Raw genomic sequence first — 16933 nt, 5'->3', positions numbered from 1 at the left:
TCACGGTGCCCGTTATTCGTATGCTCTGTATCTATTCCATTTACTTTTCATCAGAGGATCTCGATCTCTTCTGTTTTGTGATTATGTTCGTACATCCAGACCTTAATCTCATCGATATCCATCGGCTTTCCGTAATAATAACCTTGCATGACGTGGCAGCCAAGTCCGGTCAAAAAGTCGATATGCTCCTTGTTCTCGACACCTTCCGCGATTACATCCAGATTCAAATTCTCTGCCATAAGAACGATGGCGTTGACAATGGCGCGTTTGCTGGGCGTGTCCAAATCATTGGTGAACTGGCGGTCCAGCTTTAAAGCATCAATCGGAATCCGGTCCAATAGACCAATCGAGGAATAACCGGTTCCGAAATCATCCATGGAGACCTTAACCCCCAAGGACCTGATATTCCCAAGCTGGCGAATAATATCATTCACATCATGCAGCACCATGGACTCTGCTATTTCCAGTTCTAACAAGCGAGGCTCCAAATTCGCCTGATCCAGAACGTTTTGAATAAGCTCAAGCAGATTGTCACCATGAAATAAACGAATCGATAAATTTACCGAAACCGGCTGGACAATTCCTCTCTCCTGCCAAATTCTGCACTGTTTGCATGCTTCCTCAAGCGTCCATCGGGTCATTGGTATAATCAGCCCCGTCTCTTCGGCAATCGGAATGAATTCAAGTGGCGATATCACGCCTAATCTGGGATGCTTCCAGCGAAGCAGCGCCTCGAATCCGACCAAGCGATCACTTTGCACATTCCATTTCGGCTGATATACAATGAAGAACTCCTTCAGCTCAAACGCTCGTTGCAGGTCCTTCTCCAATTCCATTTTGCGAACCTCTTGAAGACCCATCTCCTCGTCATAGAGGCATTGCTGGTTCTTGCCCAGTCCCTTCGCTTTATACATTGCGGTATCCGCATTCTTCAGCAGCGTCGTACGGTCAGAGCTATGGACGGAACCGATGCTGATTCCGATGCTTGCCGTCACGTACAATTCGTTGCCGTCGATATGGTACACGTTTTTTATTTGTTGAAGTATATCGTCGGCTAAGCGCTGGGCATAATTCGGGTCGCTTTGCTTCAAAATAACCAGAAATTCGTCCCCGCCGATCCGGAATACCTGCTGGCCGCCTCGAATGAATTGACGCAGTCGCTTACCCACTTCCTGGACCAGCAAATCCCCGACATTATGGCCCAGCGTATCGTTGATAGCCTTGAATTGGTCCAAATCCAGAAACAGGATCGTAATCTTCTCTGTCTCGGCATTCGTCTCAAAGAATCGGTTCATTTCATTGCGGTTAGGCAATCCCGTGATCGTATCCTGATAGGCCAGCTTTTCCAGCACATGCCGATCAAAGAACATCGCCCCCCAAGAAACCAGTAGGATAGCAAAAATCGTGACCGTCACACCATACAGAAGAAGAAAATCGACAGACTGCGGCGGCTGTGTGATCATACCGGCATGCGCCTCAAACCGTGCAGCTTTCATGCCTGTATAATGCATCCCGCATACGGCAAATCCCATGACAACCGCCGAGCCCCACTTAAGAAAGCTGGACTTGGGATGATTCCGAAAACGGAGAAACAATAATAAAGCCGCATAGGAAGCAACCAATGCAATGATGGCGGACAGAACCCAAATGCCGGGATCATAACTAATTTCGGCATGGATGACCATGGCTTCCATTCCCATGTAATGCATGGTGACGATGCCGCTTCCCATAATGAAACCGCCAATGGCGATTTTGGACCAGTTAATGTTTTTGGGCATCGTGATATAAAACGCAATGAAGGAGGAAACCACGCTGACGAGCATCGACATGATGGTCAGAAAGACATCGTACCTCACATTCATATTCATGTGCATGGCCAGCATGCCGACAAAATGCATGGACCAAATGCCGCTTCCCATGACCATGGCGCCACCGCAAAGCCAAAAAAACTTGGATTTGCCGTTCGCATCCGAAATTTTAGAGGTAATATTCAAAGCCGAGTATGAAGCAAGTATAGCAATCGCAATTGAAAGCCCAACAATATATAAGTTATAATTGCCTTCCATCTGAGCTGTACACACTCCTTTTGTGAGTAATCCTTAGGTCCTATGAAGATCATACGTTTCCTAATGGACAAACGTTTCTATTAATTCATGGGTGACTCGTCCCGCTGCATATCAGAAATTGATAATCCTTATATTCACGGCCTCCCCAGCCCTACACCCTATCCATTATTATATCTATAGTAACTATTCAATTTCTCGACAAACATAGAAATTGCTCAAATCACCCGGATTTTAATGAGTCTAAAGAACTAATATTCTGCGGATATCTGGGGTTTTCCTCTACCCTATGGAAATGATGAGTCACAACACTCTATGTTTAAAAATAAAAAAGCTACGGACCCTTATTAGGTCAGCAGCTTTTATTTTGTCTGTCCTCAAGGTGTAATTACCTTCGATTTCCCATTCAAGTACTTCTCGCCCCATTCACAGATTTGATCAAGGATCGGTTGTAGCGAAACGCCCACTTCACTCAGCTCGTACACGACCTTAGGCGGCACTTGATTAAAGACCGTTCGCGTGATAATCCCATCCTCCTCCAGCTCCCGCAGCGTCTGGGTTAACATTTTCTGCGTAATATCCGGCATCTGCTTCTTAATTTCACTCGTTCGCTTGGGGCCATAACTTAAGTGGCACAGCACAATGACCTTCCACTTGCCGCCGATTACATCCATGGTCGCCTCAGACGGAATATTGTATTGTCGCTCCCCATTCATAAGGTCTTCTCTCCTTTTCGAACGTAAGTCGCATAGGACGGATAACAGGCACCTTGGGGTACTAATGATACTTTTAGGTACCTATAGAACAATTAAGTGCGTACTTCCTTCCAGCCATTATATGATACATAATCCCCTTATACCAGTGCTTAAGCATAAAAATTGGAGGTGAAATGGCATGCAGCGTATATACATTGCCGGAGGTTATGGCGTAATCGGGAGTGCCGTTGCCCGGCATATCCGAACGATCAATCAAGATGCCGAGATTATACTCGCCGGAAGGCATCCCGAGAAGGGGAGCTTTCTAGTACAAGAGCTAGGAAACGCCCGTACCGCTTTTTTAGATATCCGCCAGGGTCTGTCTCCAACAGAGCTGGATCAAGCCGACCTTATCGTTTCTACCATCCAGGATCCGGCCGACCTCCTCATGCAAGAGGCCCTTGCAAAAGGAATTGCGCATATCGGGATCACCAAGCTTGCCGACGAATTGACACCTATTCTATTCGCCATGCAAAGCCATCCTCCTCAAGCACCGATTGTACCTCTGGGACATTCGCAAGCGGGAATCCTGACCTTGGTCGCGTATCAGGAGGCGAAGTCTTTCCGAAGCATCCAATCGATCGGCTTGGCGGGTCACTATGATGAACGCGATCCAATGGGGCCTATGACGCTTGAGGAAACCGAGGGATTTATCAACCGTGCCCTCATCCGGGAAAACGGGATATGGAAATGGGTTGAGGCTACGAAGTATCCGAGAAGCATAAGTCTTTCAAACGGTTCCCGGGTAGAGGGCCATCCCATGAGTTTATTGGATGTTCCAAGCCTCGCTGCAGTTACGGGAGCGCCTAATATTCGATTCGATTTCGCCATTCATGACTCTATAGGGACACGGGCTGGAGGCACGGCCTCTCAAGACCTCTACATTGATCTTGAAGGTGTTCTTCTTGACGGCCGTTCCGCGAAACGGAGAATCACGTTGACCGATCCGAAGGGACAGGCGCATTTTACGGCCCTCGGCATCCTCCTTTCCATTGAGCGTATTCTGGGCTGGGATGGCTCACCTTCTGCTCCCGGAGGCTTCTATCTACCTGAAACGCTGGTTCCTCTTGTAACTGCAATGACACGTATTGAACAATTTGGCATTCAAATTCGAAGAGAAGAAAGAGACGGTGAACCCTCATGAAGGTATTAACGGTTGTTACGCATCCACGCGAAAATTCCTTTACATTTGCAATTACCGAGAAGTTTGTACAAGGGCTTCGGGACTCCGGGCATGAAGCGGAGATTCTGGACCTCCACCGCAACGGTTTCGATCCGGTCCTGTGGGAGGCAGACGAACCTGATTGGTCTAATCCTACCAAGATCTATTCTCCTGAAGTAGAAGCCGAAATTGCACGAATGAAGGAACACGACGCGCTGGCCTATATCTTCCCGGTGTGGTGGTACGGAATCCCGGCCATGCTGAAAGGGTATATCGACCGTGTCTGGAATCATGGCTTCGCTTACGGCGGCGGCTCAAAGCTTCATCACCAACAGGTATTATGGCTGGCGCTCGCGGGAGCTTCGGAAGATCATTTTGCCAAGCGGGGCTATGATCAGATGTTATCCCTTTCCCTCAATATTGGAATGGCCGACTACTCCGGAATCAAGAATTCCTGTGTGGAATTCTTCTATGATACGTTGGAGGGTAGACCGGAGCATATGGAGAGTTTGCTCGAGCGTGCTTATCAGCTGGGATTGCATTATGCTGACTCTGGAGTAAGCGTGAAATGACTGATTCTTTAAGATTGAAACATTTCAATCCATTTTACCGTACATATATACAATGAAAAAATAACGGACAGAGAGGAGTGCAGTCGATGATGCCGCAAGGAACATCTTTTGGCGGAGGATTTGATTTTATGTTTACGCTGGTTCCCATTCTGATTGGAATTGTATTCGTGATTGTGATTGTGGGCTTCATCTCTAATGGCGCCCGTTATGTTAAGAACGCCAAGTCACCTCGCACGTCCGAGTTTGCCCGGGTTGTCTCCAAACGTATGGACGTCCGTCACCACACCAATCATCACAACGGGGATAACAGCATGATCCATTCCAGCAATTCATCCCGAACATATTACTACATCACCCTCGAATTTGATAATGGGGAGCGGAAGGAATATCTCGATGTCAAGAATCTGTACGGTCTTGTTGTGGAGGGAGACACCGGCTATGCCGCCATTCAGGGCGAGTGGATCGTCGCTTTTGAGCGGGATGTGCAGCCGCAGTCGTAACTAAACGTTATAAGCATACGGCGAAAATAGATGCAGCACGTACTCATAATATTGCATTGTATGGTCCCTTAAGAACAGCCTTAGTCCGCGATGAATCCTGGACTAAGGCTGTTGTTGGATTGGCTTGAAAGGTTAACATAAAAGCGTGCCCATTACGCATTGCTGCTCGTTTCGATGGGTTCATTCACTTCGATCAGTTCAACAACGGCCTCACTCTTCAGCGTATTGCCGATCATGCATGCACATAGTTCCTTCTTACATTCGCCTTCACGTTGGAATCAACCGCGGCGGGTTTTTACAAAATAAAAAAGCCTTGGCTCCGTCTTTCAAACCAAGGCTGCGTTTATTAAATGGCCGGAAAACTTCGCAAAATCTTTTCCTTACGTCCCCTCATATACCATTGCCCCCACGGATGGAGTTTATCAAGCTTCCCGCTACAAGCATGGAATAGCTTGATATAACGCCCCATTTCTCGCAGCTTCATGAAATACGGAATTTCTCGAAACCACTTATCCTCCAGATGATGCTCCAGACGGTATCCTTCTAGAAACGGGGTCAGAAACTGATCCGGCTCCGCATCTGCCCCTTCGGTTAAACTCGAGAAAAACGCGGCGACCGCAATATCATCAATGAACCATGAATACCGGCTTGCATCAAAATCAATCAGACACAACGTATCCCCATTTACAAAAAAATTGCCGTAATGAAAATCCGCATGGATCAGTCCATAAGCGTCCGCAGCAATCGGAAGCTCCGAAATATAATGGAGCAAAACCTCGTAACGACGGGTGACGCCTTTCTCGGTTAGCGGTAAATCGATATACCGAACCTTTTCCGCCTCATCCGACCAATCAGGGCGTCTTGTAACGGGATCCAGATGGGTGTACCCTTTGGTGATACGGTGCATGGAGCCCATGAATTGGCCCATTCGCTTGTATAATCGCTCATTGGCATCGTTCTCTCCGACCGGACGCCCCTTGGCCTCCTCGTAACACACCGCCGTATATTCACGGTCCTCCATCCGGATACGTTCCACCAGATTCCCTTCCACTGAATAAAGCGGTCTCGAAACGCACACTCCCTTACTTCCAAGAAACTCGGCCCACTGCACCTCGCCCTCAATTTTCACATACGGTTTGTGGGACTCATCCGTTATGCGCACATAAACGGTCCTGGCACCAAGCCGATAAGAACAGACAAGGCTGTGTTCGGAAAAATGCGTCTGGAGTCTATCCCTCTCCAAGAGTCCGAACCTGCTTACAGCGGCGGCCATAAGTTCCCTTCTTCGTTCCAATTGCATCGCCTCCCTTCACCATCCGGATGATCAAGCATTCACTGAGCATTGATTTCTGCATATGGATAGCCGGCTCCTGCATTTAACCACTACTATAAGAATCGAGATTTATCTTATTTCTCAATCAATGTATAATTGTTATAACAGTTGAATAATATAATAAAGGAGGCAAACTTTATATGAGCAGGGTGAACGAAATGGAACGGAAAGTCACTAAGTTCGGCAACAGCCTGGGAATTACAATGACTGATGCCCTCAAACAGATTGGTCTAGAACTAGGCGATACGGTACAAATTGATGTTAATCAAACAAATGGAGAGATCATCATTAAAAAAGCTAATAAGGTCTCCCTTCCTGATGGCCTCAGCCCTGATTTCTTAGATACTTTGTCTGAGATCATGAGTGAATACGACCAGACCTTAAAAGGGTTAAAAGATCGATGAGCCCTATACGTTATCTAACCTCTCAAGAGGTTATCGCCATAAACGTTGCGATGATACAGAAATATAGTATTGGCGAGCATATCGGCGTGAAAAATTCACATTTACTGGAGTCCGCCCTCCATCGGCCTCAATCATCAGCTTTTGGAGAAGACGCTTATTTATCCATCTGGGAAAAGTCAGCTGCATTATTTGAATCACTGGGACAAAATCACCCATTTCAAAATGCCAACAAAAGAACAGCCTTCACGGCTCTTCTCCTGTTTCTACGTTATAACGGTTATCGATTTATCATGGAACAAAAACAAGCAGAGGATTTTACGGTCGATATGGTAAATCATAAATTCACCTTCCAAGAACTTACGTCCCTCATTAAGGAATATTCCATTGAAATAACGCCATAAAACAGCGGTCCTTTTGCGGGCCGCTGTTTCCGCCAATGTATACGCTGTTGTTGTGGTCAAAAGTGGCAGAGTGCGTATTTACCCATAAAGGCATTGAAACAGCCACCATGCAGGATGTCGCCACCGAGGCCAAAATGGGCATTGCCACCATTTTTCGGTTTTTTCCGCGTAAGGAAAAACTCGTCGTTGCCATCGCTACGAAAAAGCTGGAAACCGTTCTCGAAACCTTCCGTTCCATCGCGGAACGGCTACGTTCGGCATTTTCGCCAGAAAGCTGTCCCTCCCCCAAAAAAATCCTGGTGGTCGAGCCGGACCTCGCGCCCGAGAAACAGCTGGCATCCTCAAGCAGATCCTGCTCAATTATTTGCGGGCCTAAGGCTTTGGCCAAATAAAAAGAGTGCGCAGTCTCGTACCTACACACTCTTTTTTAAAATATGTCCCGTCCTGTCCTACAGTCCCAGCTTCTGCCCCCGCTCCAAGCGCTGGATCTGCTGCTCGCCTGTTACCGCCAGCTCACTGAATTGATGGATCGTCTCACGCATCCGCGGGAGCGCCTCCTGCTTGTAAGTGCTGATGGAATCGAGCGCCGACAGCACATCCGTGAACGCTTGCTTCAAGGTATCGACGGAGATACTCGTTTCCAGCGACTGCTTGTGGATTGCCACACCTTGATCCTTCAGCATTTTGGAGGTAGCGCTGATCAGATTGTTCGTGGTTTCGTTCAGCAGCTCGATTTTCTTCAGGACAATCTTCTGGTTGTACAGGGCACTAGCCACCGTGACCGAGATTTTCAGCGCCGTTACCGTCACGTTTCTCGCCCGATCTACGCCGCGAATTAATTCTTTGTTGTTCCGAATGACCACTTCAATCGCCATAATCCCCTGCTGGTTCACGACCAGCATCTGCTGCAGGTCCATCACGCGCTGGCGCAGCGGGAACAGCACTTCTTCGGTAATAAACCGGATTTTATCCTCCGACTCCTGCCGTATTTTGGCCGCCTCGACCTGGGATTCGATCTCTGCGTCCATAAGCATCCCCAGCTGAATTTCCTTTTGCAGCTTTTTGGTGAGCTCACGGAGGGTTTGCTGTTCAATCTCCAGCGTGGTGTTGTCGTTCTTTAATACGGTTTTGCCTTTATCAAGAGAAATGATGATATCTGAAATGACGGCATCCGCCTTTTGAAACTTGGCAAAATATCGGCGCAGCGGGTTAAACACCATGCCCAGCAGCCCGCTCTTCGCAAAATCCACAACGCTCGGGTCCAAATCCTTCAGCTGCAGCTGCAGCTCCGTTAACCCTTTGGCCACTTGACCGCCTTCATCCCCGGTTTTCGATAATCTTCCCACCTGAACCTGCAGAAGCGCATTCTTCTCCGAGGAGGATCTCATCGAGCTGATGCCAAAGCTCTCGATGGATTGCAGCACTTGTCTTCGCTTCTCGAGCGATTCGATATCCAGCTCCATGATGGCCTGCACATTGTTAGCCGCCAGCTCCTTCAGCTGCGTGACTTCTTCCGGCTCAGGCTTCACCTGCTCTTCAATCGCCGTCTTAATCTCTTCGGGACTAATGACTTCCATCGTAAATGACAATATAACCCCTCCTACAAGTTTTTTGTGTGAACCATTTCGTTATATGTGAAAAACGCTTGTAATGCTGCTACATCTGCACATTCAGCAGCTGGCCGATTTTGTATACGACATCGTCGGTATCCGCGTTGATGCTGGCTGCTTCATTGATGCTAGATATGCTCTGGAGCGCCTGAATGTTGGCATTATAGCCGATCGTGTATACTGGGATTTTATACGCTTTGATCAGTTCCCGGATGTCATCCAGGGAGTGCCCAACGTTCGTCTCCCCGTCACTCAGCACAAAAATCAGAGGTTTCACGTCCGGATTCGCCGCCATCTCGTCCTGAAGCATCTTCATTGCCACCACAATGCCGTCAAAGGTGGCGGTATTCCCGCTGGCTTCAAGGCTGTTGATCGCCCCGACAAACATCGACTGCTGATTCAAGTCGTACTTGCCGATCGGAAGATTAATCGTGACATCCGTGGAATACGATACAAAGCCGATACTGTTGTCCCGGCCCAAATATTTCTGCCCGGTCAACAGCGATTCCTTGAGGCGGTTTAACGGCTCGCCGTCCATGCTTCCCGACACGTCCGCTACAAACACAGCCGCAACCGGTTTGTTGCCATCTTTTTTCTCTTTCCACAGCTTCTGCGCAGAAGGCAGCAGACTGCTGTCGACAACTTCAAGCTCGGATTGATAATCGTTAAGACCATTGAACCCTTTTTTGTCGGCTAACTTCTGGTATTTGTCCTGCTCAACAAACGCCGCGAATTTCTTAATGATGTCCAGCTTCTCCTTCGGCACTTTCCCGAGCGCATACAAGGGACTGTCGTGCCTTACGCCAAACGGGGTAAAGACGTAACCGCTCTTCATGTCCGCCGCGTTGACATAGGTCTGATACTCCAGGACAAAGGCATCCAGCATGCCGGACTTCGCCGCATCGCGCATCTGGATCGTGGTCGAAGCCGTGAAAGGGACGTTCGCCTGGAATTTCTCGAAGCCCTGTACCGCTTTTTCACTAAGCAGATCGGAGCTGTCAAACGTTTCAAGGGCCGTGATCAGGAAGTTTAGACCCGTGGAGCTCGCAAAAGGATCTGTGTAACCCATCGCCAATTCGTTATTCGATATCGCATCCGTCAGCGTCTTGACGTTCAAGGAGCCGTACTTCTCCACCAATTCATCGTATTTGGCCTTCCGAGTGACAACGCCGGTCACGTTCCCCGTGAGGCGCTTGGATACAAGCTCGGCCTTGACGCCATATTCCTTAACCATCTCCCCCCACAGTTCATTAGAAGGCGTAAAAGCGTCCGGCACGTACTTTCCGGATGTTATGTAATCGGTTGCGGTTCCCGACGCGATATTACGGATTTTAACCGATACCGGCTTGCCGTTCACCACCGGCTTGGAGTTGTTGAACTCCGCTGCCACTTCATTCAACCAACCGTCAATACCAGGCCCTGCCTTCTCGGGCGAGGAGAAGATCTCAACATACAAGTCCGTCGTATTCTCGACCGAGATCGGAAACTTGGATATATCGGGCAGAGAGTCGGCTACGGCAACCGGGTCCAGATCGACTTGGCCTTTTATGGGATCCGCCGTCGTGACCACAATGTCCTTGTAGATTTTGTTGATTTTCTTAGCCGCGCCTTCCGAATCGACCTCAGACTGGCTCTTGCCCAGATTGGAGGTTAACGTGATCCCCGCATACACCAGAACAAACACGACCACTGCAATGGCCACTAATACGACAAAGGCACTCCCTTTGCTTCGCATAATCATCTCCCTCTCTTATTGCTTATATAGTTTGGTTTGCTTGATTAACGTATCGATTTCCTTCATGCATGGCATCTCCTCCACATCCCGGTAATCGGTACTGCCAAGCAAGGAAATCTCCAGCAGCAGTTTATCGAGCTTGAGCATGATTTCTTCATTCGCTTCCAGATAACCGGTCACGTAAGCCAGATACTCTTGGTATAAGGCTGTTTTTTTCTGCGCCACCTTGCTGGATAGCTGGGATGCTTTGGGCTGATCGGCCATGCGGTTGAAATCGGATGCGGCGAAGACGCCCAGCTTGTTCAGAATCCCTCGGATATTGAGATAGAACAGCTTCTCAACCTCATCGATGACCGCAATGAATTTCTTGTAACTGAGCTCCGTTTGCTCAAAACGCTGACCCAGGACATCCAGCAGCGCGTTTCTCTTTTTCTCGATTCGTTCCAATTGGTCCAGGGCAAGGGCGATATCATTCTTCAGCACTTTCACGTTGCGATAATGATGAAGCGCGTCTATGTAATCCTCACGGGTCTGAATCGTTTGGATCGCCTTCACAGCCGGAGGCTTGAATAACAAAACATAACTGCCATAAAAGAGTGCAAGAACACTAACAATCCATACGGTAATGACCGATGCCGACTGGAAGGCGCTATCGCTACCGATGTGGAATCCGAGCAACCCGGGCGAAACCAGCACAATATTTACGATCGCGATAACCGCCATAAGCAGGAGCAGCTTCACGGATTTCGAGCCATTCAAGAATTAACACCTCCCTTACTCCTATAGAGCGATGACTGATTCGACTTATAACCGCCTTTTAAAATATCCGTAAAACATAGGTAAATGAAGGATATAACACATACTACGTCTCATTTCGAAGTTAGATGCATTTTCCTCACGCGATAGGCCTGCCGATTCACAATTCATTCCATTTGGTATCAGATAACTCGCCTTGCTAATATGATACGGGCATGATCGTCCCGTGTCTGGAAAGCCATGGTGGAACGCAGAGAATTGTTGTAAGAATAGAGGCGCCAAGCCGAGGCAAGCAAGATCATAGAGGTAGGGTAACTATATCAAAATTACATAAATAATCCAATGGTTCTGCGACAAAAGACACAAAAAAAAGTCCTTCAGGGATTGCCTGAAGGACTTCTAAAATATAAATGACGAACGAACCAACCAAGGCCACTCATATAACTCTGCGTACTAGAGTTGACGGTAGGCAAGGAGTGCATACTTACTATTTATAAGGCGGATGAGTAGAAAAAAGAAAACACTGTCATATGACGGTAAAAAGAGCCGCTGAATCATCCAGGGCTCTTTTCCTGATTTAATATTCTTGCTTAAGAATATCTGGTGCTACTTCAGAGTCGGTCCAACAGATTCAGCATGGCTTGCGCGCTTTCCGCACGGGTAGTCTCGGCGTGAGGCGTAAACATGCCATTGGCATGCCCCTTCATCAAGCCAAGGGACAAGGCTTCATTCACCTCTTGGAGTGCCCATGGAGAAATTTGCTGCTTATCCTTCAGGTCCGGTGCTTCTGCTAAAGAAGAGGCGTTCCCCCTGGTCCGGTATGCACGATAAAGCATCACAGCCAGCTCCTCGCGGGTGATGGCCGCGTTCGGCGAGAAGGTGTCCTTGCCTCTGCCATTCACCAGTCCATGCTGATAAGCTGCCGCAATCGCCGAAGCATACCACGCTTCGCCGTCCACATCGGTGAAGGCCGTGCCTTGCGTACTTTCAAGACTCAGGGCACGAACGAGCATTGCAGCGAACTGCGCGCGTGTCAGCGACTGATTCGGGCTGAATTTCGTATCGCCGGTGCCATTTACAATATGCTTCGCGGAAAGCTCTTTTACCGCTTGCTCGGCCCAATGGCCGGTAAGGTCCACAAACGATTTATCATATTCCAATGCAGCATATGTGCTGAATTGGCTGACTTCGGCCGTCAGCAGCCCGTTTACCAGCTTGCCGCCAGCATATTTCAGTTGGCCTTGATCCGAGATATGGTAGATACCGGCCAGTTTGCCGTGAATGGCGCTGTCGACTGCAAATCCAATCGTTACGGGTGCTATGAAACGCTCCAGTTTATATTCCTTGCCGTCTTTCGTGCGGACGGAAAGCTGGAAATCATACAGCTTGCTGCCCTGCTTCAGTTTAGCCTTCTCGGAAGCAGCTGCTTTGGCTATAAGAGAGGCAGCCGTCTGCGATCCAACCTCTTCCAGCTTAAACGAGATAACCGCATCCTTAGCCTGATCGGCCGGTACGAGCTGGCGCAGCGCTTTGAGCAGCGCGGATGGAAGCTGTACCATCACGCCGTCCCACTTCAGCTCCAGCGGCTTCTCTCCCATGATGTCCCCTGCCGTCAGCGGCAAGAGAACCTCGATATCCTCGGCACCCAGTTGAATCGTCACTTTCTCTTGCCCGCTGCGCAGCGACTCTTCGTTGACGATCCGCTGACCCTGATTTGGCTTCGTTCCCGGATCGGTCGACGGATTGCCGCCTGCTCCCCCGTTTCCATTTCCATTTCCACTGCCAGGGTTGCTGCCGTTGCCACCGTCATCGATCTTAGCTTTCATTTTAATTACAACGGCCGTCAGAGGCTCAAGCGTAATCGAGCCGGAGGTTAACGTAAATCCGGACTTCGCCTTAACGCCGGTCGTGCCCGCTTCGTCGTTATCAACCACCACCGTGCCGGAGGTTAGATCCTCGCTAAGCGTCAACGATCTCGACTGGTTATCGGCATTAACGAATACATAATAAGTGCCGGTTCCGTCCGTGGCTTTATTTTTATACGCAATGACCAGATCCTGCGCTTTCACCTCGGGAATCTGCAGCAGGGTCACATTCGAATTCACTATGGACTGATCGCCCAGGCGGAAGGCGTCGGACGATTTTCTTAACTCGATCAATCCGGTCGTATATTCCTTCGTCTTGTTGTTCTCCGGATACTTGGTTTCATCCGTTGTCTTTTCCCAATCAAACATGTTGATGGCATCAGAGGAGTCGTAGGAGTCGTGGATGAAATAACCGAAACGGTTTCCCGCCTCGTCCTCTAATTCGTGATATTTTTGCTCGGGCACACCCTGACCCAGCCATTGCTTAGTCCGTCCGTATTCCTGTCCTGCATGGAGGAAAGCCGTTCCTTGCGAAGTCAAAGTAATCAGGTTGCCCAGACGAATGCGTTTATGAATCTCCAGATCATTCGTTGCTATCGAAGGGTCCTTCTTGATAGACTGCGCAATGATGTCGTACAGCGGCAGATTGTCATGGGCTTCAATGTATTGAACGATGTCGCCCGGGTCATCTTCCTTCGTGTTGCTAGGCTGGGCCTTGATATTGTTGAAAATCGTTTGGATGTCGCGTGCGCCGCCCGTAATGAATCTAGGCTCACCTTCATTGCCGAAGCCGGATTTCAGCTCGTTGCGGAACTCATCCGAGAAGACGCCGACGTCGTCCGTCTTATCCATCCAATTCTGGTCTGCCCCCTTGCCTGCCAGGGAAGGATCCGACAGATGTCCGCCGAAGGTGACCCAGCCCTCGCCGATAAACAGAGCGTTCGGGTTAATGGAGGCTGCGGCATCATAGGCGTTCTGTACAGCCTCATACGTGGCGTCGCCCATCATGTCCCAGCGCATGCCGTCGATTTTGTATTCGTCGAACCAGTATTTCACGGAGTCTACCATCAGCTTCTCGGCCATCTTATGGTTGGTTGCCAGGTTGTTGCCGAAGCCGCCGATGAAATTGCCGTTGGCGTCCTGGAAGGCATAATAGTTTGGCACGATATCATTCAGGAAGTCTGCCTTGGCCATATGGGTGTATACCACGTCCAATACGACGCCCATGTCCGCCTCGTGGATGGCGTTAATCATCGCTTTCAGTTCCTTGATTCGCAATTCCGGATCCGTAGGATCCTCGGAGTAAGCACCATCAGGCGAGAAATAACTGTGCGGATCATATCCCCAGTTGTACTCATTGTCTTTTGCCGAATATTCCAGCTCCCTGTTCTTCATGGCAGCTTCGTCCCCGTAATACCACGCCATCACGGGCAGCAGCTGAACATGGGTAACGCCAAGGGACTTGATGTATTCGAGCTTCTCTTTGAATGCGTCGTAGGATCCCCAAGTCGCGTTATGCAGATCGTTCTCAATCGTCGGATCCGACGTAAAATCCCGGACGTGAATCTCCCAGATGATGGCGTCTTCCCGCTGCTCATAACCAGGAATGTCCGCAAAACCGAAGCCGGCAGGATCCGTTTGACTCAAGTCGACGATAGCCGCTTTGCCGACGGTATCACCGTCCGGTCCTGCTTCACCTTTGGTGTTCACTCTGAATTGCGCCATGGATTTGGCATATGGATCCAGCACGGCTTTCGTCACACCGTTGTTGGTCACTTCGTATTGATAAAAATATCCTCTAAAATCTTGGATCCCTAGGTCCCCCGGCTTCAATTGAACCGACCATACCCCTTTATCGCCTTTTTGCAGGGTTACATTGCCGATCAACTGCGTTTCATTATCCTTGCTGTACACATTCGCGGTGACCTCGGTTGCCGTCGGTGCCCACAGCTTGAGTTCGGCCCCACCGGACTGATAAGTCGCCCCGAGATCATCGCCGTCGTACGCGTGTATCTCATCCAGCATTCTCCAGCCGGTCGAAGCCGATACGGTTTTTCCGGCGTAGGTTACCTTAAGCGGAGTCTGATCCAACTGGAATAATGCCGACACTTCGATGGTGGTTTTTCCGACAATCTTCACGTCTTGAATGGTAACCGTGTTGTCGTCCTTATCCTTGATCTGCAGCTCATTCTTCAGCATATCCGCTTCCAAGCCATCGGTCATCGTAAATCCGAGCTGGAGTTTTCCGGGAGCCAATACCTCTGCCGAGACTAACCCCGTAGGCACCTCCCCATGCGGAGATGTGTAGACGGTATTGTCGCCTTCTTTAATAAACAAATGCTGGTATCGGTCTATCAGGGTAAAACCCTTGTCGCCGCCGTCTTTCCCGGCATCTCCCTTGGACGGATCCAGCACGAGGAAATTAATCTTCTGGGCCCCCGGCTTCATCGGCACGTCCACGTAAGCGCCGTAACGGTCGGTTTGATCTGCCGGGAACATGGTGGCTCCTGTCGGCCAGTCTTTCGAAGGCGCAGCGACATCATCACCCCATATCCACAAACCGTACGGATCGTAGTTCTGATCCTGTCTTTGATAGTGGATACGCACGGTATCTGCCGGCAGCTCAACAGGCTCAAAGCTATATACCGTATCGGAGCCTTCCTTGAGCCATACTTCGTTCATGCCCGGCGAGGTTAAGGCAAATTTTTTGTCGCCGCCGTCTTTGTTGCCGCTAATGCGGTCGACAACGACGATCCCGACTTTTTGGGCGCCGTCCTTGAGCGGAATGTCGACGAAGGTGCCGTAGCTGTCCTGCTGACCGCTCGGGAATGGCGTTGCGCCTGTCGGCCAGTTGGCTGACGGAACTGCAACGTCATCAAAAATCCACAGACCAATGCTGCCGTAATTCACGTCTGCCCGGTTGTAATGGACGCGCAGATGGTTAGCGGGAACCGGCGTTCCCGGATCTGCAGGCACCGTGAAACGAGCGGCAACACCATGATCGTTCGCATTATAGCTGAATGTAACCTTCACATCTTGCGGCAGCTGAAGCGCTTCCCGATTAGCGGGGTGAACCGCGCTTGCCGCATCGCTGCCCAAAGCGATTTGATACTCATGATCCCCTTCGTACACGTCGGCTGTCACCGTGTATACATTGTCATAATCGGAATCCTGCATAATTAATCTTGCATCCGCAGGCGACCAGTCGGCTGCTTCGCCGATGCCCGACTGGAAGCTGCCGATCACTCTTGGAAGCTTATCCGCTTCAATCGGAACGTAGTATGTAGAATCCGCAATCCGGTGGATCCCGTGGTTGTAATAAAAAGTAACCTGAGAGTCCTGAGCGAGCGTTATTAGAATGTTGCCATCCTTGCTCGCTCCGCTTGGATTGGAATAATTGGCGGAACCGTAATTCTCATCCCACTTACCGTCAATCGCGATCTTGTACTCGTACGATCCCGCGGGCAAGTGGCCGGTAAAGCTGTATTCTCCGTTCCCCATATTCTTCATGGTTGTCGCGGCGGCGGCCGGATCCCAATCTCCGCTATGGCCTAGTTCGGATTGCAGAGTCCCTACCAGCGTAACCTGGCTTGGCACGTTATTGGCATCGGCCGTTGATGGCAGAATGCCGAGCATGGAGAAAATCAACGAAAAAATCATGATGATGGACCACGTTCGTTTGCTTAAAACAGTCATTCTCATGAACAAATAACCTCCTTCGGTTCTTGGATTAGGTGCAGTTGATGCTATTTTAATGCCAATTATTGCGCAAACGCT

The 16933-nt window shown here is 49.6% G+C and carries 13 protein-coding genes; 6 read left to right on the top strand and 7 right to left on the bottom strand.

Annotated elements, in window-relative coordinates:
• Window positions 1–50: 50 nt before the first annotated feature.
• Window positions 51–2066 (bottom strand): EAL domain-containing protein, encoded by a 2016-nt coding sequence (locus MKY48_RS02130; RefSeq protein WP_339269681.1) that lies wholly within the window; start codon window positions 2064–2066, stop codon window positions 51–53.
• Between the two features lie 374 nt (window positions 2067–2440).
• Window positions 2441–2779: a helix-turn-helix domain-containing protein gene (locus MKY48_RS02125; RefSeq protein ID WP_339292171.1), complete on the bottom strand. Its 339-nt coding sequence runs from the start codon at window positions 2777–2779 to the stop codon at window positions 2441–2443.
• A gap of 178 nt (window positions 2780–2957) precedes the next feature.
• Between MKY48_RS02125 and MKY48_RS02120 the strand changes: the two genes are divergently transcribed.
• The 3 genes from MKY48_RS02120 to MKY48_RS02110 all read left to right on the top strand — a co-directional run bounded on the left by MKY48_RS02120 (window position 2958) and on the right by MKY48_RS02110 (window position 5052).
• On the top strand, window positions 2958–3962 hold the full coding sequence (locus tag MKY48_RS02120) for a hypothetical protein (protein ID WP_339292170.1): 1005 nt from the start codon (window positions 2958–2960) through the stop codon (window positions 3960–3962).
• Window positions 3959–4552 carry an NAD(P)H oxidoreductase gene (locus MKY48_RS02115; protein ID WP_339292169.1) on the top strand — a complete coding sequence of 198 codons (594 nt, stop codon included), beginning with the start codon at window positions 3959–3961 and terminating at the stop codon, window positions 4550–4552. Before MKY48_RS02120 ends, MKY48_RS02115 begins: the two co-directional genes overlap by 4 nt.
• Window positions 4553–4638: 86 nt before the next feature.
• Window positions 4639–5052, top strand: a complete 414-nt coding sequence (locus MKY48_RS02110) for a DUF2500 domain-containing protein (RefSeq protein WP_339292168.1) — start codon at window positions 4639–4641, stop codon at window positions 5050–5052.
• 346 nt (window positions 5053–5398) lie between these two features.
• Here the strand turns inward: MKY48_RS02110 and MKY48_RS02105 are convergent, their stop codons facing one another.
• A complete protein-coding gene (locus MKY48_RS02105; RefSeq protein WP_339292167.1) occupies window positions 5399–6352 on the bottom strand; it encodes a phosphotransferase in 954 nt (317 codons plus the stop codon).
• Between the two features lie 173 nt (window positions 6353–6525).
• On the opposite strand from MKY48_RS02105, the gene MKY48_RS02100 reads away from it, so the two are divergent.
• Genes MKY48_RS02100 through MKY48_RS02090 form a run of 3 tightly spaced genes read left to right on the top strand, consistent with a single transcriptional unit; the run spans window position 6526 to window position 7582 of the window.
• The gene (locus MKY48_RS02100; protein WP_127594012.1) at window positions 6526–6789 is read left to right on the top strand and encodes an AbrB family transcriptional regulator; all 264 of its coding nucleotides are present in this window, start codon (window positions 6526–6528) and stop codon (window positions 6787–6789) included.
• A complete protein-coding gene (locus MKY48_RS02095) occupies window positions 6786–7190 on the top strand; it encodes a type II toxin-antitoxin system death-on-curing family toxin (protein WP_339269670.1) in 405 nt (134 codons plus the stop codon). Before MKY48_RS02100 ends, MKY48_RS02095 begins: the two co-directional genes overlap by 4 nt.
• A 35-nt stretch (window positions 7191–7225) precedes the next feature.
• Entirely contained in the window at window positions 7226–7582 is a 357-nt protein-coding gene (locus MKY48_RS02090; protein WP_339292166.1) for a helix-turn-helix domain-containing protein, read from the top strand.
• 57 nt (window positions 7583–7639) lie between these two features.
• Here the strand turns inward: MKY48_RS02090 and MKY48_RS02085 are convergent, their stop codons facing one another.
• From MKY48_RS02085 to MKY48_RS02070, 4 genes are all read right to left on the bottom strand, one after another.
• Window positions 7640–8779 (bottom strand): toxic anion resistance protein, encoded by a 1140-nt coding sequence (locus tag MKY48_RS02085; RefSeq protein ID WP_339292165.1) that lies wholly within the window; start codon window positions 8777–8779, stop codon window positions 7640–7642.
• Between the two features lie 67 nt (window positions 8780–8846).
• Entirely contained in the window at window positions 8847–10535 is a 1689-nt protein-coding gene (locus tag MKY48_RS02080) for a VWA domain-containing protein (protein ID WP_076322510.1), read from the bottom strand.
• A gap of 15 nt (window positions 10536–10550) precedes the next feature.
• Window positions 10551–11294 (bottom strand): hypothetical protein, encoded by a 744-nt coding sequence (locus MKY48_RS02075; protein WP_339292164.1) that lies wholly within the window; start codon window positions 11292–11294, stop codon window positions 10551–10553.
• 608 nt (window positions 11295–11902) lie between these two features.
• On the bottom strand, window positions 11903–16858 hold the full coding sequence (locus tag MKY48_RS02070) for a pullulanase (protein ID WP_339292163.1): 4956 nt from the start codon (window positions 16856–16858) through the stop codon (window positions 11903–11905).
• Between the last annotated feature and the right edge of the window lie 75 nt (window positions 16859–16933).

It is taken from the genome of Paenibacillus sp. FSL W8-0187 (assembly GCF_037969755.1).
In the GTDB taxonomy this organism is placed as follows: Bacteria; Bacillota; Bacilli; order Paenibacillales; family Paenibacillaceae; genus Paenibacillus_AQ.
Note: the sequence above shows the minus strand (reverse complement) of the source record. Positions and strands in the feature narration are given on the sequence as shown.